Genomic DNA, 15,821 nt, shown 5'->3' with positions numbered 1-15,821 from the left:
TGAGAACAAGGCAAGTCGATGACGCCTGAATTTTTCACCATATCCATGCTCAACGGCGTGAGCTACGGGCTGCTGCTCTTCATGCTCAGCTCGGGCCTGACGCTGATCTTCAGCATGATGGGCGTGCTTAATTTCGCTCACACCAGTTTCTACATGCTGGGTGCGTACTTCGCATACACGCTCAGCGGCGTCATCGGGTTCTGGCCCGCGCTCTTTCTCTGCCCCTTGCTGGTGGGCGTGCTGGGGGCGCTGTTCGAGCGCCACAGCCTGCGCCGCGTGCACAAATATGGCCATGTGCCCGAGTTGCTGGTGACTTTTGGCCTGTCCTATCTGATTCTTGAGGTGGTGCAACTGGTCTGGGGGCGCGGCACCGTGCCTTATGCGCTGCCATCGGCGCTGCAGGGGCCGCTTTTCACCTTGTATGGCACACAGTTCCCCAAGTCGCGCTCCTTTGTGATGCTGGTGGCGCTGCTGATGCTGGTGGCTGTCTGGTTGCTGCTGACGCGCACACGCATCGGTCTGGTGATTCAGGCCGCGCTCAAGAACCCCGAGATGGTGGAGGCGCTGGGCCACAACGTGCCGCGCGTGTTCATGCTGGTGTTCGGCGGCGGCTGCGCGCTGGCCGGGCTGGCCGGAGTGATCGGCGGCAACACCTATGTGACCGAGCCCGCCATGGCGGCCTCCGTCGGCTCCATCATTTTCGTCGTGGTGGTGGTCGGCGGCATGGGTTCGCTGGCCGGGGCTTTCGTTGCCTCGCTGCTGATCGGCGTGGTGCAGACCTTTGCCGTGGCACTGGACTGGTCTCTGGCCGGCCTGTTCGCCTCCATGGGTCATCAGGTCAATGAGTCCACCTTCGGCTGGCCCGTGTTGCGGCTGACACTGTCGCAGGTTGCGCCGATTCTGCCTTACCTGTTCCTGGTGCTGATTCTGATTTTCCGCCCCAGGGGCTTGCTGGGTACCAGAGGGGATTGAGCCATGTCTTCGATTGCAAAAACATCCATGAATTCTTCTGCTGCCGACAAGGCTCGGACCCAGGGACATTACCGCTTCAAGCCCTTGAACATAGGGCGAGTTCTGATCTGGGGCCTGTTTGCGCTGGCGCTCATCGTGGCACCGCTGATCTTCACCAGCTCGCTGGCTCTGACCATGCTCAGCCAGATCGGCTATCTGATCATCATCTGCCTGTCCTACAACATCCTGCTGGGGCAGGGCGGCATGCTGAGCTTCGGGCATGCGGTCTATACCGGCCTGGGCTCGTTCCTGGCCATCCATGCCATGAACAAGGCCGCTGCAGGCGAGATGGCCATTCCGCTGGTGCTGATTCCCGTTGTGGGCGGCCTGGCGGGCATGTTCTTCGCCGCGCTCTTCGGCTATGTGACGACCAAGAAATCCGGCACCACCTTTGCCATGATCACCTTGGGACTGGGAGAGCTGGTGGCGTCCATGGCGCTGATGTTTCCAGAGTTCTTCGGCGGCGAGGGCGGCATCACCACGGACCGGGTCTACAGCAAGTTCTTCGGGCTGGATTTCGGCTCGGGCCTGCAGGTGTACTACCTGATTGCCGTGTATTGCTTTGTCTGCACGGCTGCCATGTTTGCCTTCACCGGCACGCCGCTGGGACGCATGCTGAACGCCGTGCGCGACAACCCGGAGCGCGTGGAATTCGTGGGCTACAACACCCAGCGCGTGCGCTACTTCGCCTTCATCATTGCAGGCTTTTTTGCGGGCATCGGCGGCGGGCTGACGGCCATCAATTTCGAGATCATCACGGCCATGGACAGTGTCAGCGTGGTGCGCTCGGGCGGCTATCTGCTGTTCACCTTCCTGGGCGGCGCCACCTTCTTCTTCGGCCCCATCATCGGTGCCGTGCTGCTGGTGCTGGCATCGGTGCTGCTGTCCGAGCTGACCAAGGCCTGGCTGCTGTATCTGGGCCTGGTGTTCCTGCTCATGGTCATGTATGCCCCCGGCGGTGTGGCCAGCCTGATCATGATGAATCTGCGCGTCGCCAAGTTCGGCCATTTCAAGCGCCTGCTCATGCCCTATCTGGGCATTCTGGCGGCGGGCATCGTGACAGTGATTGGTGCCGCGTCGCTGATCGAGATGATCTATCACATGCAGCTCAATGCGGCCCTGGGCCCCAAGGTGCCGTTCATGGGAGCCGAGCTGGACACCGGTGCTGCTGCCACCTGGACCGTGGCGATCGTGGTGTTCGTGGTGGGCCTGGGCCTGCTGGAGGGCGTGCGCCGACTGACGGCCCGTCGCTGGGGTCGCATACAGGAAGCGATCGAAGAAAGCATCAAGAAAGGGGAGGGCTGAACCATGTCCAGCATCGCCATCCATCAACCGGCTGCGCAAGCGGTGCAGCAGTCCTCTCATGCGCTGGAGCTGCGCGATCTGCGCAAGAGCTTCGGCAAGACCGAAATCATTCGCGGCGCCAACCTGGCGGTCAATGCCGGCGAGCGTGTCGCCATCATCGGCCCCAACGGTGCAGGCAAGAGCACGCTGTTCAATCTGATCAGCGGCCGTTTCGAGCCCAGCAGCGGCGAGGTGCTGCTGCACGGCCAGCGCATCAACGGCAAGAAGCCGTTCGAGATCAACCGCATGGGGCTGTCGCGCAGCTTCCAGATCACGAACATCTTTCCCAAGCTTTCGGTGTTTGAAAACCTGCGCTGCAGCGTGCTCTGGAGTCTGGGCTACCGCTACAGCTTCTGGCGCTTTCTCTCCAATCTGCATGACGCCAACGAACGCGCCGACGAGCTGATGGAGATGATCGGTCTGCACCGCAAGCGCGACACGCTGGCGGTGAACCTGACCTATGCCGAGCAGCGCGCGCTGGAGATCGGCATCACCATCGGCGGCGGTGCCAGCGTCATCTTGCTGGACGAACCCACGGCAGGCATGAGCAACAGCGAAACCGCACATTTCATCCAGCTGATCAAGAAGGTCACTGAAGGCAAGACGCTGCTGACCGTGGAGCACGACATGGGGGTGGTCTTCGGACTCGCGGACAAGATTGCCGTGGTGGTCTATGGCGAGGTCATCGCCTATGACACTCCCGAAGCCGTGCGTGCCAACGCCAGAGTGCAAGAAGCATATCTGGGATCTTCCGTCGCAGACCAACAGGCAGGAGCGCATTGAGATGCTGAAGATCAACGATTTGCATGCCTACTATGGCAAAAGCCACGTGCTGCATGGCGTGGACTTCGAGGTCCATGCGGGCGAGATCGTGGCCTTGCTGGGGCGTAACGGCTCGGGCCGCTCCACCACAGCCAAGGCCATCATGGGACTGGTGCACTGGGAGGGGGCACTGGACTGGAAAGGCAAGAACCTGCATGGCAAGAAAGCCTATGAGGTGGCCCATCTGGGTATCGGCTATGTGCCCGAAGGTCGTGACGTATTCCCCAATCTGACCGTACATCAGAACCTGATGCTGGGGCAAAAAGGCAAGGGCAAAGGCAGTCGCTGGGGTTTTGACGACATGTATGCCATGTTTCCGCGCCTCAAGGAGCGCCAGCACACCGAGGCCGGCGTGATGTCGGGCGGCGAGCAGCAGATGCTCACGCTTTGCCGCACGCTGATGGGCGACCCGGATCTCATCATCATCGACGAGCCCACGGAAGGGCTGGCACCCAAGATCGTGGAACTGGTGGGCGAATACCTCAAGAAGATCAAGGATCGTGGCGTGTCCGTGCTGCTGATCGAGCAAAAGCTCACCATTGCCATGAATATCTCTGATCGGGCCCTGGTCATGGGCCATGGACATATCGTGTTTGACGGCACTCCCGAGACCCTCAGAGCGAACGAAAAGGTTCGCAAGGAGTGGCTGGAGGTGTGAGCTGACACACCCCTTGAGCGGCTTTGCCGCTTCCCCCTCTCTCGCTTTGCGGGAGGGGGACGACATCCTTGCTGCGGGGCGGTGGGGCCGCCCAGGCCCTTGCTTGATGTCTTTGACATGAGGTGTGCTCATTGTGTGAGCTGTCTCGCTCAGGACAAGCATCAGTTGCGCAACGCAGCAAAATTCGCAAAATAAAAACGCACGACCGTTCTTTTCTATTTATTGAACAGGGGACAACAGCATGACTGCTGAATACAAAGTGGACGGAGCCATCGCCGTCATTACCTTGAACAACCCGCCGGTCAACGGCCTGGGTCTGGCCACCAGACGAGGTGTGGTTGAGGGTTTGCGCGAGGCTCTGGCCGATAATGCCGTCAAGGCCATTGTGATCACCGGAGCCGGCAAGGCCTTCTCGGGCGGAGCCGATATCACCGAGTTCGGCAAGGATGATGCCTACCGTGAGCCGCACCTGATCTCGGTCATCCAGCAACTGGACCTGTCGACCAAGCCTGTGATTGCCGCGATTCACAGCGTCTGCATGGGGGGCGGGCTGGAGCTGGCGCTGGGCTGCCATTACCGCATTGCGGCCCCCGGCACGGCCGTGGCGCTGCCCGAGGTCAAGCTGGGCCTGCTGCCGGGCGCCGGCGGCACCCAGCGCCTGCCGCGCGTACTGGGTGTGGAAGCCGCTCTCAACATGATCGTCAGCGGCGAGGCCGTGATGAGCGAAATGCTGGCCATGCTGCCCGGCCAGAACCTGTTCAACAAGATGTCTGCATCTGCCGAGACGCTGCTGGCCGAGGCCAAGGCCTTGGCGCTGGAGGTCGCCGATGTCCGCCCGCTGCCGCGTGTGCGCGATCTGTCCTGCAAGCATCCCCAGGGCGAGGCCTATTTCGAGTTTGCCGCCACCATGGTGCAGGGCATGTCCAAGAACTTCCCAGCGCCCATGCGCTGCCTGGAAGCCGTCAAGAACGCCACGACCAAGAAATTCGACGACGGCATGGTGGCCGAGCGCGAAGCCTTCATGCAGCTGATGATGACGCCCGAGTCGCGTTCGCTGCGTCATCTGTTCATGGCCGAACGTGCGGCTTCCAAGATCCCTGACGTGCCCGGCGATACACCGGTGCGCGAGATCCGCACCGTGGGTGTGATCGGTGCCGGCACCATGGGCGGCGGCATCTCCATGAACTTCCTGAATGCGGGCATTCCCGTCACGATTCTGGAGACCAAGCAGGAAGCCCTGGATCGCGGTGTGGCGACCATCCGCAAGAATTACGAAGCCCAGGTCAAAAAGGGCAAGCTCTCCGAGCAGAAGTACGAGCAGCGCATGAGCCTGCTGTCCACCACGCTCAACTATGGCGATCTGAAGAATGCCGACCTCATCATCGAGGCTGTGTTCGAGGAGCTGGGCGTGAAGGAGCAGGTCTTCAAGCAGCTCGATGAAGTGGCCAAGCCCGGTGCGATTCTGGCATCCAACACCTCCACACTCGATGTGGACAGGATTGCCGCCTTTACCAAGCGTCCGCAGGACGTGGTGGGCATGCATTTCTTCAGTCCCGCCAATGTGATGAAGCTGCTGGAAGTGGTGCGCGGCAAGGCCACGGCCAAGGATGTGCTGGCCACGGTGATGAAGGTCGGCAAGAAGATCAAGAAGACCGCCGTGGTCTCCGGCGTCTGCGACGGCTTCATCGGCAACCGCATGATCGAGCAGTACTCGCGCCAGGCCGGCTTCCTGCTGGACGAAGGTGCATCGCCACAGCAGGTGGACAAGGCCATCGAGAAGTTCGGCTTTGCCATGGGCCCGTTCCGCATGGGCGATCTGGCGGGCAACGATATCGGTTGGGCGATTCGCAAGCGCCGTTATGTCGAAAAACCCGATATGAAGTACAGCGCCAGTGCGGATCGTCTGTGCGAACTGGGCCGCTTCGGTCAGAAGACCGGTGCGGGTTGGTATGACTATGTGCCTGGCAAGCGGGATGCCATCCCTTCGGAGGTGGTGGCCAAGATGATCGACGAGCACCGCAAGAGCCTGGGTATCACGCCGCGCAAGATCTCCGACGAGGAAATCGTGCAGCGCCTGGTCTATGCGCTGGTCAACGAAGGTGCGCACATCCTGGAGGACGGAATTGCCAGCAAGTCCGGCGATATCGACATGGTGTATCTGACCGGCTACGGCTTTCCGCTGTGGCGCGGCGGCCCCATGCACTATGCGGGCGAAGTCGGCCTGTTCAACGTGGTTCAGGCCATGGGCCGCTTTGCCCGGAACCCCAACGACGATGCCAAGTTCTGGCAGCCTGCTCCGCTGCTGGCCAAGTTGGCCGCCGAAGGCAAGCAGTTCAGCTAGGCGCCGCGCACACAGACCTTGAAACGTCGTTGCGAGGCCTTGGCGTACTGCTCGTACTGCCTGCGGCTTCGCGCCTCGTCTCCAACGCAAATCTTCGATTTGCTGGGCTGTGTGAACGGCGATTTGCCAGGAAATACCCAGAATCAAAGGACAGAACATGACATCCGCAGTGATTGTTTCTACCGCGCGCACTCCGCTGGCCAAGAGCTGGAAGGGCGCTTTCAACATGACTTATGGCCCCACCCTGGGCGCCCACGCCGTCAAGGCGGCAGTGGAGCGCGCAGGCATCGAGGGTGCCGAGGTCGAGGACGTGATCATGGGCATGTCGCTGCCCGAAGGCACGACCGGCGGCAACGTCGCCCGTCTGATCGCCATGCGTGCAGGCCTGCCGGTCACGACATCGGGTCTGACCATCAACCGCTTCTGCTCCTCGGGCCTGCAGGCGATTGCGCTGGCTGCCCAGCGCATCATCGCGGGCGAGAACGATGTGCTGGTGGCTGGCGGCCTGGAGAGCATCTCCTGCGTGCAGCCTCACCTGAATCAGCACATGGCTTTCGATCCCGAGCTGACTGCCATGAAGCCCGAGATCTACTGGAGCATGCTGCAGACTGCCGAACAGGTGGCCAAGCGCTACAGCATCAGCCGCGATGCCCAGGATGAGTACGGCGCCTCCAGCCAGCAGAAAGCCGCTGCGGCACAGGCTGCCGGCCTGTTCGACGCGGAAATTGCCCCCATGAAGACCGTCATGGGCGTGGTGGACAAGGTGCGCGGCATGGTCACCAAGGAGGTGACCGTGAGCAAGGACGAAGGCATTCGCGAGGGCACGACCAAGGAAGGCATCAGCGGTCTGCGCAGCGCGCTGCCCGGCGGGGTGATTACCGCCGGCAACGCGAGCCAGTTCTCCGACGGAGCCGGCGCCTGCGCCGTGGTCAGCGAGGAATACGCATCGCGCAAGGGCCTCAAGCCCCTGGGCCGTTTCCTGGGCTTTGCCGTGGCCGGCTGCGAGCCCGACGAGATGGGCATCGGCCCCATCTACGCCATCCCCAAGGTGCTCAAGAAGCTGGGTCTGTCGATCAATGACATTGACTTGTGGGAGCTCAACGAAGCCTTTGCCGTGCAGGTCATCTACTGCCGCGACAAACTGGGCATTCCGGCCGACAGGCTCAACGTCAACGGCGGCGCGATTGCCGTGGGCCACCCCTATGGCGTCTCGGGCCAGCGCCTGACGGGCCATGCACTGATCGAGGGCAAACGCCGCGGCGCCAAGCGTGTCTGCGTGACCATGTGCATTGGCGGCGGCATGGGTGCGGCAGGCGTGTTCGAGGTGCTCTGACATGGCTGGCGCTACCGGCGCGGCGCCCGCCGCAGTGTCGCCCGAAGCCTTCCTGGCCATGGGCCGGCAGGTGCTGGCGGCCCAGCCGTTCAGCATCCTGCTGGGCGCCGCGCTGGAAGCCTTCGAGCCCGGGCGCTGCACGCTCGCGCTGCCGATGCGGCGCGAACTGCAGCAGCAGCACGGCTTCGCGCACGGTGGTGTGCTGAGCTACCTGGCCGACAACGCGCTCACCTATGCCGGCGGCAGCGCGCTGGGCCGGCCCGTGGTGACGTCGGAATTCAAGATCAACTACCTGCGCCCGGCCGTGGGCGAGCGCCTGCTTGCACGCGCCGAGGCCGTGCACGCCGGCCGCTCGCAGGCGGTGTGCCGCTGCGAGGTGCTCGTGGTGCTGGCCGACGGGCAGGAAAGGCTGTGCGCCGTGGCGCAGGGCACGATCGCGGTGCTGCCCGAGCGGCCCGAGGGCGCGCCCGCCTAGTTGATGCTCTTCTTTTGATAGCTGCTCGCTCTGGTGCATAGAGCGCTTGCAGCCTGTTTTGATAGGTAATCTATGCGCCTGCGTTCCACCATTGACTTTCTGCTCTACGACTGGCTGCAGGCTGAAGGCCTGACCAGTCGCGCACGCTTTGCCGATCATTCGCGTGATACCTTTGATGCGGTGATGGATACCTGCGAGCGCATTGCGCGCGAGAAATACGCGCCCTTCAACCGCACGGTGGACTTGCAGGAGCCGCAATTCGATGGCGAGAAGGTCATCCTGCCCCAATGCACCTATGAAGCCCGCGAGGCCTATGCCGAATCGGGCATGCTCAGCGCGGCCCAGGACTACGAGATGGGCGGCATGCAACTGCCCTATGCCGTGGAGGCGGCGGCCAACTGTTTTTTTGCAGCGGCCTCGATCAGCATTGGCTCGAACATGCTGACCTCGGGCAATGCCAATGCCATCATGGCCCATGGCACCGAGCGGCAGAAAAAGGTCTTTGCGGCCAATGAGTTCAACGGTCGCTGGGCCGGCACCATGGCCTTGTCCGAGCCTCAGGCGGGCTCGTCGCTGTCGGATATCGCCACACGCGCCGAGCCCGATGGCGTCGAGTACGAGAGCGATGCGCTGGGGCCGCGCTATCGCCTCAAGGGCAACAAGATGTGGATCAGCTCGGGCGACCACGAGATGACCGAGAACATCGTGCACCTCGTGCTGGCCAAGATTCCCGGCGCCGACGGCAAGACCATTGCCGGCGTGAAGGGCATCTCGCTGTTCATCGTGCCCAAGAGGCTGGTCGATTCCGAGGGCCGGCTGACTGGCGAGCGCAACGATGTGGCCCTGGCGGGGCTCAACCACAAGCTGGGCTGGCGCGGCACGACCAATACCCTGCTCAATTTCGGCGAAGGCAGATACCCCGTGCGCGGACAGCATGGCGGGGGGCTGGACGGCTGCGGTGCGGGTGCGATCGGCTATCTGGTCGGCAAGCCCGGCGAGGGCCTGAAATGCATGTTCCACATGATGAACGAGGCGCGCATCTCCATCGGCATGGCGGCCTCCATGCTGGGCATGGCGGGCTACCACGCCAGTCTGGAATATGCACAGAGCCGCCCCCAGGGTCGGCCCATAGGCGAGGGCGGCAAGGATGCGAGCCGGCCGCAGTCGCGCATCATCGAGCATGCCGACGTCAAGCGCATGCTGTTGGCGCAGAAGGCCTATTGCGAAGGCGCGCTGGCCCTGAATCTGCTGTGCGCAAGACTGGTGGACGAGCAGTACACCGGCCAGAGCCAGGAGGCGGCAGAAGCCCGGCTGCTGCTGGAGGTGCTGACGCCGGTGGCCAAGAGCTGGCCCAGCGAGTTCTGCCTGGAAGCCAATTCGCTGGCCATCCAAATCCATGGCGGCTATGGCTACACGCGTGACTTCGCGGTCGAACAGTACTGGCGTGATAACCGCCTGAACATGATCCACGAGGGCACGCACGGCATCCAGGCCATGGATCTGCTGGGCCGCAAGGTCGTCATGGATGGCGGCAAGGGCCTGCAGCTGCTGGCTGCACGCATCAATGCCACCATCCAGCGAGCCATGCAGCATGAGAAGCTGGGCACCTATGCCAACCAGCTGGCGCGTGCGCTGGCCGATGTTGGATCAACCACCAAGGCGGCCTGGGCCACCGGCAATCCGCAGGAGGCACTGGCCAATGCCGTGCCCTATATGCAGGCCTTCGGCCATCTGGTACTGGCCTGGATCTGGCTGGATGTGGCGCTGGCCGTACTGGCCATGGACAAGGATCTGGCAATTGCCGCTCATCGCGGCAGCATGGCCGCGCAGCGTTACTTCTTCCATTACGAGTTGCCGCGCATCGGCGCCTGGCTGCAGGTGGTCAAGGCGCGCGACATGACCTGTGCTGGGATGGAGGAAGAGGCGTTCTGAGCCTCGCCGCGCTGCAAAAAGGCCCGCTGACGCGGGCCTTTTTCATGGGGCAGGTTCAGCTCAGGGCTTTTCGCAGTTGCCGCTCATGCCCACCATGCCGGACAGCTTTTGAAGGCTGGAACGCTGCTTCAGGCAGTCCTGATAGCTGGCTTCGGCGGCCTTTTGCTGCGCTACCTGAGTGGCCTTGGCGCGTTCGGCACGCAGCTGGGCGATGCGTTCGCGAATCTGCGGCATCAGTGCGGTAGCGGCCTTCTCACCTTCCACAATCGCATGGCTGCGCTGCGCGAAGTCGGCCGGGCCGATGTCCAGCACCTTGGGACGAATGATGATGTCGGCACGTGCCAGCTCGGCCTGGCCCAGCTTCTGGCCCATGATGGCAATCGACTGATTGAGTGCTCCGAGCATATTCGCCGGGGTCTTGCCGCTGGCCTTGTTGGAGATGTCCACGGCAATCACGATGTCGGCCCCCAGATTGCGCACGGCATCCACCGGCACGGGGCTGACAATGCCGCCGTCCACATAGTGGTACTTGCCGATGGTGACGGGCTGGAACACGCCCGGCACGCTGCTGGAGGCGCGCACGGCCTGGCCCACATTGCCACGTGCGAACACCGTGCGTTCACCGTCTTCCAGGCGCGTGGAGATGGCGACAAAGGGCTTGGCCATCTGCTCCAGCGGTTTGCGGTGGACTTGTTCATTCACATAGTCCTCAAGCTTCTGGCCCAGCACCAGGCCTCCCGCAGAAAGCTGCAGGTCGCGGATCTTGGCCTCATCCAGGGCCACGGCTTTTTCCTGCAGCTCAAAGGCGTTCATGCCGCTTGCATAGAGCGCACCCACCACGCTGCCCGCACTGGTGCCGGCCACGAACGAGGGCGTGAGGCCATTGGCCTCGAGCATCTTGATGACGCCGATATGGGCAAAGCCCTTGGCCGCACCACCGCCCAGCGCCAGGCCGATCTTGATCGGGGGGGCTGATGTGGTTGCGGTGGGCGGCTCGGGTGTCGCTGCGGGGCTGGAGGGATTGCTGCCGCAGGCGGCAAGGCCAAGCAGACTCAAACAGACCAAGGGGCGCAAAAAAGCATTCAGGCGCATGCCGGGAAATCCTGCTGTCATTAGGGCGCAAAGTATAGCGACGGGTGTTTGATGCGTTGACGTACTGGTTTTGATCGTCAAAAAGCATAGCTTCCTGTGCTTGATGGCAAATAGTTTGGGACATGTATCCTTTGTTTGGCCTATGTGTGCCGATGCGGCTTTGCAGACAATGTTCTCATTACAAGCAAGTAGCCGGCACGCTCTGACGGCGCGGCAGGACGAACGCCTGTCCGCCCTGTCCGCTCTGTCCCTGTCGCAGGCCTGGCACGATCAAGAGGCAGCAAATGTCGCAAAGCAATACATGGCAGGCCGGTGCCACAACGGCACAGGTCTCGGTCTGGTGGGTGGGCTTCGGCCTGGTGGTGGGAGTGCTGGGGGCGGCGCTGATCAGTCCGCTTTATGCGCTCTATCAGCAAGCCTGGCAGTTGCGGCCCAGCGATATCTCGCTGATCTATGTGCTCTATATGTGCGGTGGCCTGTGCGCCCTGCTGTTTCTGGGGCGCCTGCCCGACCGCATCGGCTTTCAGCGCGTGATGCTGTGTTTCCTGTGTCTGACGCTGGCAGGCACCCTGATCTCCATGCTGGCCTGGAATCTGCCCAGTCTGATCGTCGGGCGTTTCATGGTGGGGGTGTCATCAAGCCTCATCACCATCAGCGCCACCACGGGCCTGACACTGCTGGCGGCCAGCGGAAGCACCCATCTGCAGCCTCAGCGGGTGGCCATGATGGCCAGCTTTCTCAATGTGCTGGGCTTTGGTCTGGGGCCCTTGATCGGTGGCGTGGCGGGGCAGTGGCTGCCTCAGCCCTTGACGACGGCCTATCTGGTGCCGCTGGTGCTGGGCTGCATCGGTGTGGCGGGCGTTGTCACGCTCAAGCTGCCGGAATCGGTGCAGCAGGACGCGGGCCAACCGGGGCAGGCATCGGGCCGCCTGCACTGGCGGGACTGCCTGCCGCGGCTGATCTGGCCTGTGCGCGAGGATTCCCTGGCTTTTGCACTGACCTGCGGCTACCCGTTCGTGGCGTTCGGCGTATTCGGGCTGTATGCCTCCATGGCGCCGCTGTTTCTGCAGCAGATGATTCCCTGGAGCGGCCCTGCGGTCAGCGGTACGGCCATTGCGGTGATTTTGCTCGTCTCTGCGGGCATTCAGCTGGTGGCTGCCAGCTTGCCGCTGCACCGCTGCGGTTTTGCCGGCATGGCGCTGCTGGCGCTCAGCAACGGCATGCTGCTGCTGAATCTGCAGATGCGCTCGGCGCTGCTGTTCATCTTGGGCGTGTGTTTGACGGCACTGGGGCATGGCATGTGCATGCTGGCCGGCATGACCATGGTGGGCCGTCTTGCCAGGCCCGACAACCGGGCAGGCATGTTGTCCAGCTATCAGACCATCGGTCTGCTGGGATCCATGCTGCCCATGATGGCAGTGGGCTGGATTGCCGACCACTGGAGCGTGAAGCTGGCCGTGAGTCTGTTTGCCTGCTTCGTCATGCTGTTGGCTACCCTGCTGGGGTTGGCATTTGCGCGCCATCCGCGCATGCAAGGGGTTGCGGACTAGCGCATGGCTTGCATAGAGTTTCTGTAAATCACAGAAGAAAACACTTATTAATCAAATGTCACAAATTCGGACAAATTTGTCCTACAGAGATGCTGGAAAAGTTCGTATCCGAGCCAAAATGGTGGTTCGTTACAGTTGACCGTCATGTTTTTGCAAGCATTAAGGGAGAAATCGATATGACCACTATGTTCAAGCGTTCCGCTCAAGTTCTGGCCATTACCGCCTTGGCCTTTGGCTTGGCTGCCTGCGGCAAGTCCGACGACAACAAGACCGCTGGCCAGAAGCTCGATTCCGCCATTTCCCAGACCGAGAAGGCTGCGGAAAATGCTGGCAGCAAGATTGAAGAAGGTACGGCCAAGGCCGGCGATGCAGCTGCCGATGCATTGGCCAAGGCTGGTGAAGCTACCGGTGCCGCCATGGAAAAGGCTGGCAACAAGATGGAAGAAGGCGCAGCCAAGGCGGGGGCTGCCCTCGATGACGCCGGCATCACCGCTGCCGTCAAGACCGATTTGATCAAGGCCCCGGAAATCAGCGCCCTGCAGATCAATGTGGACACCAAGGGCGGCGCAGTGACCCTGACCGGCACCGTGCCCAGCGAAGCCGTCAAGACCCAGGCCGGCGAGATCGCCAAGGCTGCCAAGGGCGTGACCTCGGTCAACAACAATCTGACCGTGAAGGCCGGCTGATACTCCTAGGCCGCCAACCCGCATGAAGCCAGAGCGCGCAAGCCCTCTGGCTTTTTTGTGGCTGCATGGCACTAAGATCAGGGCATGACCCAAGCCGACCACAAGCTTTCCACCCACCTGATCCATCATCCCTACAAGCCACCCACGGACTTCGAAGGCCCGCAGCTTGCCGTGCACAAGGCCTCGACCGTGTACTTCGAGAATGTGCAGGCCATGCGCGAGCGCCGCTGGCTGGACAAGAGCAGCTACACCTACGGCCTGCATGGCACGCCCACGACCTATGCCCTGGAAGAACGTCTGGCATCGCTGGAGGGTGGTCTGCAATGCCTGCTGGTACCCAGCGGCCTGGCCGCGATTGCCACGGTGTCGCTGGCGCTGCTCAGGACGGGCGACGAGGTGCTGCTGCCCGATAACGTATACGGTCCCAACAAGACGCTGACCGAGGGCGAGCTGGCCCATTTCGGCATTCGCCATCGGTACTACGACCCCATGAGTGTCGAAGATCTGGCGGCCAAGATCACGCCAGCCACCAAGCTGGTCTGGCTGGAGGCTCCTGGCTCGGTAACCATGGAGTTTCCCGATCTCGTCGAGCAGGTGCGCCTGTGCCGGGCCAGGGGCGTGACCATGGTGCTGGACAACACCTGGGGCGCGGGCCTGGCTTTCCGTCCCTTCGACCTGCTGGGCGATGGCAGCCTGGGCATCGATGTCACGGTCCATGCCCTGACCAAATACCCCAGCGGCGGCGGCGATGTGCTGATGGGCAGCATCATCACGCGCAACCAGCCCCTGCATATGCGCATCAAGCTCGCGCACATGCGCCTGGGCCTGGGCGTGAGCGGCAATGACGCTGAAGCCGTGTTGCGCAGCCTGCCCAGCATCGGTCTGCGCTATCACGCCCAGGACAAGTCGGCCCGCCAGCTGGCGCAGTGGCTGGCCACCCAAAGTGCCGTGGCGCAGGTGCTGCACCCCGCCATGCCTGGAGCCCCGGGCTACGCTTGCTGGAAGCAGCTGTGCGCACAAGGGCAGGGCCAGGATGGCGTGGCGGCAGGTCTGTTCAGCGTGGTCATTGACGAGCGCTTCGACCAGGAGGCCGTGGATCGCTTCTGCGACAGCCTGCACCTGTTCAAGCTGGGCTACAGCTGGGGCGGGCCTGTGAGCCTGGTCGTGCCCTATGAGCTGCCGCAGATGCGCAGCCGTGCCACACCCCATATCCAGGCGGGGACCGTGGTGCGCTTTGCCATCGGCCTCGAAGATGCGACCGATCTGCAGGCCGATCTGGCCCAGGCTCTGCTCAAGGCCTTTGGTTGAAGCTATTTAAATAGGAGCTGGCAGCGCTTGTTGAGAAGTGATTTCAGCGTCATTATTGACTGAAATCAATAAAAGATAAGTGCTGTGAGCTATTGTTTTGATAGTGAAGCGCGGAGGCTGGCATGCGGGCTTTCCGCAATGCAGATTCGAGGTTGAGCGGGTACCTTGTGCCTGTCAGTTGCTGCCAACCAGGTGCGGCACGGGCGACAAGGAGGGTCTCGCATGCAAGCTTCCCCTGTTTCCGAGGTCAAGGCCGAGTCCGGCAATCTGCAGATTCTGCAACTGCGCTGGAGCGAGCCCTGGCAATGGCTGCTGCTCGGTCTGGGCGATGTGCGTCGCGCACCGATGATTGCGCTGTTCTACGGCCTGTGTTTCTGGGGCATGGCGCGCCTGATGGCCTGGGTGTTTCGCTCCAGCCCCGAATATCTGATGTCCATGGCCAGCGGCTGTCTGCTGGTCGGACCCTTCATGGCCATGGGTCTGTACTACATCAGCAAGCAGCTGGAGCAGGGCAAGGCCGTGCTGATGTCGGAATCTCTGACTTGCTGGGACAAGCATCTGGCCAGCATGGGCATGCTGGTCATGGTGCTGATGGTGCTGGAGATGCTCTGGGGGCGCGCCGCCATGGTGGTGTTCGCCATCTCGTTCGATACCGGCATGCCCAGTACGGCGACCTTGCTGCAGACCCTGCTGCGGCCAGAGAACTGGGAATTCCTGCTGAGCTACACCGCAGTGGGCGGGATATTTGCTGCCTTGGTGTTTGCCAGCATGGTGGTTTCACTGCCAACCATTCTTGATCTGGATACCGATGCCTTGACGGCCTGCATCACCAGCATGCGCGTGGTAGGTGCCAATACGGGCGTGATGCTGTTGTGGGGGCTGATCATCACCGTGTTGATTATGGTCTCGCTGCTCTTCTACAGTGCAGGTCTGATCGTCATCGGACCGCTGCTGGGTTGCGCCAGCTGGCATGCCTATAAAGCCAGCGTCCGCGCCGAAAGCAAGGAGGATCCTGCTTGAGGCGCAATGAGGGGGATGCCATGGAGTTCTGGAACTGGCTGAAAAAAGTCTTTGCGCCCCAGCCAGGCGCTTCGGGCCACAGCACCGATTCGCAGCTGGCCTGGACTTCGGCGAGCAGCCGCGAAGATGGCCGCGACGTCTTCAACGACAGCTATTTCTGCGGCTCGGACAGCAGCGGGAGCGCTTGCAGCTCGGACGGCAGTGACGCAGGCGGTGATGGAGGAGGCGGCAGCGACTGAGGCCGCGCGG

At 62.3% G+C, this 15,821-nt stretch carries 14 protein-coding genes; 13 read left to right on the top strand and 1 reads right to left on the bottom strand.

From position 1 onward, the window contains the following. Nucleotides 1–18: 18 nt before the first annotated feature. From F0P97_RS17490 to F0P97_RS17455, 8 genes are all read left to right on the top strand, one after another. Nucleotides 19–972, top strand: a complete 954-nt coding sequence (locus tag F0P97_RS17490; protein ID WP_182283310.1) for a branched-chain amino acid ABC transporter permease — start codon at nt 19–21, stop codon at nt 970–972. Between the two features lie 3 nt (nt 973–975). Further along, complete coding sequence (locus F0P97_RS17485) at nt 976–2,316, top strand: branched-chain amino acid ABC transporter permease (RefSeq protein WP_182283309.1); 1,341 nt, start codon at nt 976–978, stop codon at nt 2,314–2,316. Between the two features lie 3 nt (nt 2,317–2,319). Further along, a complete protein-coding gene (locus F0P97_RS17480; RefSeq protein ID WP_182283308.1) occupies nt 2,320–3,138 on the top strand; it encodes an ABC transporter ATP-binding protein in 819 nt (272 codons plus the stop codon). Between the two features lies 1 nt (nt 3,139). Further along, nucleotides 3,140–3,835: an ABC transporter ATP-binding protein gene (locus tag F0P97_RS17475; RefSeq protein ID WP_182283307.1), complete on the top strand. Its 696-nt coding sequence runs from the start codon at nt 3,140–3,142 to the stop codon at nt 3,833–3,835. Nucleotides 3,836–4,076: 241 nt separating this feature from the next. After that, entirely contained in the window at nt 4,077–6,176 is a 2,100-nt protein-coding gene (locus F0P97_RS17470) for a 3-hydroxyacyl-CoA dehydrogenase NAD-binding domain-containing protein (RefSeq protein ID WP_182283306.1), read from the top strand. A gap of 157 nt (nt 6,177–6,333) precedes the next feature. Continuing rightward, nucleotides 6,334–7,509, top strand: a complete 1,176-nt coding sequence (locus F0P97_RS17465) for an acetyl-CoA C-acyltransferase (RefSeq protein WP_182283305.1) — start codon at nt 6,334–6,336, stop codon at nt 7,507–7,509. A 1-nt stretch (nt 7,510) separates the two neighbouring features. Next, entirely contained in the window at nt 7,511–7,984 is a 474-nt protein-coding gene (locus F0P97_RS17460; protein ID WP_182283304.1) for a PaaI family thioesterase, read from the top strand. Nucleotides 7,985–8,056: 72 nt separating this feature from the next. Continuing rightward, complete coding sequence (locus tag F0P97_RS17455; protein ID WP_182283303.1) at nt 8,057–9,916, top strand: acyl-CoA dehydrogenase; 1,860 nt, start codon at nt 8,057–8,059, stop codon at nt 9,914–9,916. A 60-nt stretch (nt 9,917–9,976) separates the two neighbouring features. Here the strand turns inward: F0P97_RS17455 and F0P97_RS17450 are convergent, their stop codons facing one another. Then, nucleotides 9,977–11,008, bottom strand: a complete 1,032-nt coding sequence (locus F0P97_RS17450) for a patatin-like phospholipase family protein (RefSeq protein WP_182283302.1) — start codon at nt 11,006–11,008, stop codon at nt 9,977–9,979. 284 nt (nt 11,009–11,292) lie between these two features. On the opposite strand from F0P97_RS17450, the gene F0P97_RS17445 reads away from it, so the two are divergent. The 5 genes from F0P97_RS17445 to F0P97_RS17425 all read left to right on the top strand — a co-directional run bounded on the left by F0P97_RS17445 (nt 11,293) and on the right by F0P97_RS17425 (nt 15,811). After that, a complete protein-coding gene (locus F0P97_RS17445) occupies nt 11,293–12,558 on the top strand; it encodes an MFS transporter (RefSeq protein WP_182283301.1) in 1,266 nt (421 codons plus the stop codon). Nucleotides 12,559–12,734: 176 nt separating this feature from the next. Further along, entirely contained in the window at nt 12,735–13,244 is a 510-nt protein-coding gene (locus tag F0P97_RS17440; protein ID WP_003069479.1) for a BON domain-containing protein, read from the top strand. Between the two features lie 84 nt (nt 13,245–13,328). Beyond that, nucleotides 13,329–14,552 (top strand): PLP-dependent transferase, encoded by a 1,224-nt coding sequence (locus F0P97_RS17435; protein WP_182283300.1) that lies wholly within the window; start codon nt 13,329–13,331, stop codon nt 14,550–14,552. Nucleotides 14,553–14,774: 222 nt separating this feature from the next. Continuing rightward, on the top strand, nt 14,775–15,572 hold the full coding sequence (locus F0P97_RS17430) for a DUF2189 domain-containing protein (protein WP_182283299.1): 798 nt from the start codon (nt 14,775–14,777) through the stop codon (nt 15,570–15,572). A 20-nt stretch (nt 15,573–15,592) separates the two neighbouring features. Continuing rightward, entirely contained in the window at nt 15,593–15,811 is a 219-nt protein-coding gene (locus tag F0P97_RS17425; protein WP_182283298.1) for a hypothetical protein, read from the top strand. Nucleotides 15,812–15,821 lie beyond the last annotated feature (10 nt).

The organism is Comamonas testosteroni (assembly GCF_014076415.1).
Classification (GTDB): Bacteria; Pseudomonadota; Gammaproteobacteria; order Burkholderiales; family Burkholderiaceae_C; genus Comamonas; species Comamonas testosteroni_F.
The sequence above is the reverse complement of the archived record's forward strand: the minus strand, read 5'-3'. Positions and strand labels throughout refer to the sequence as shown.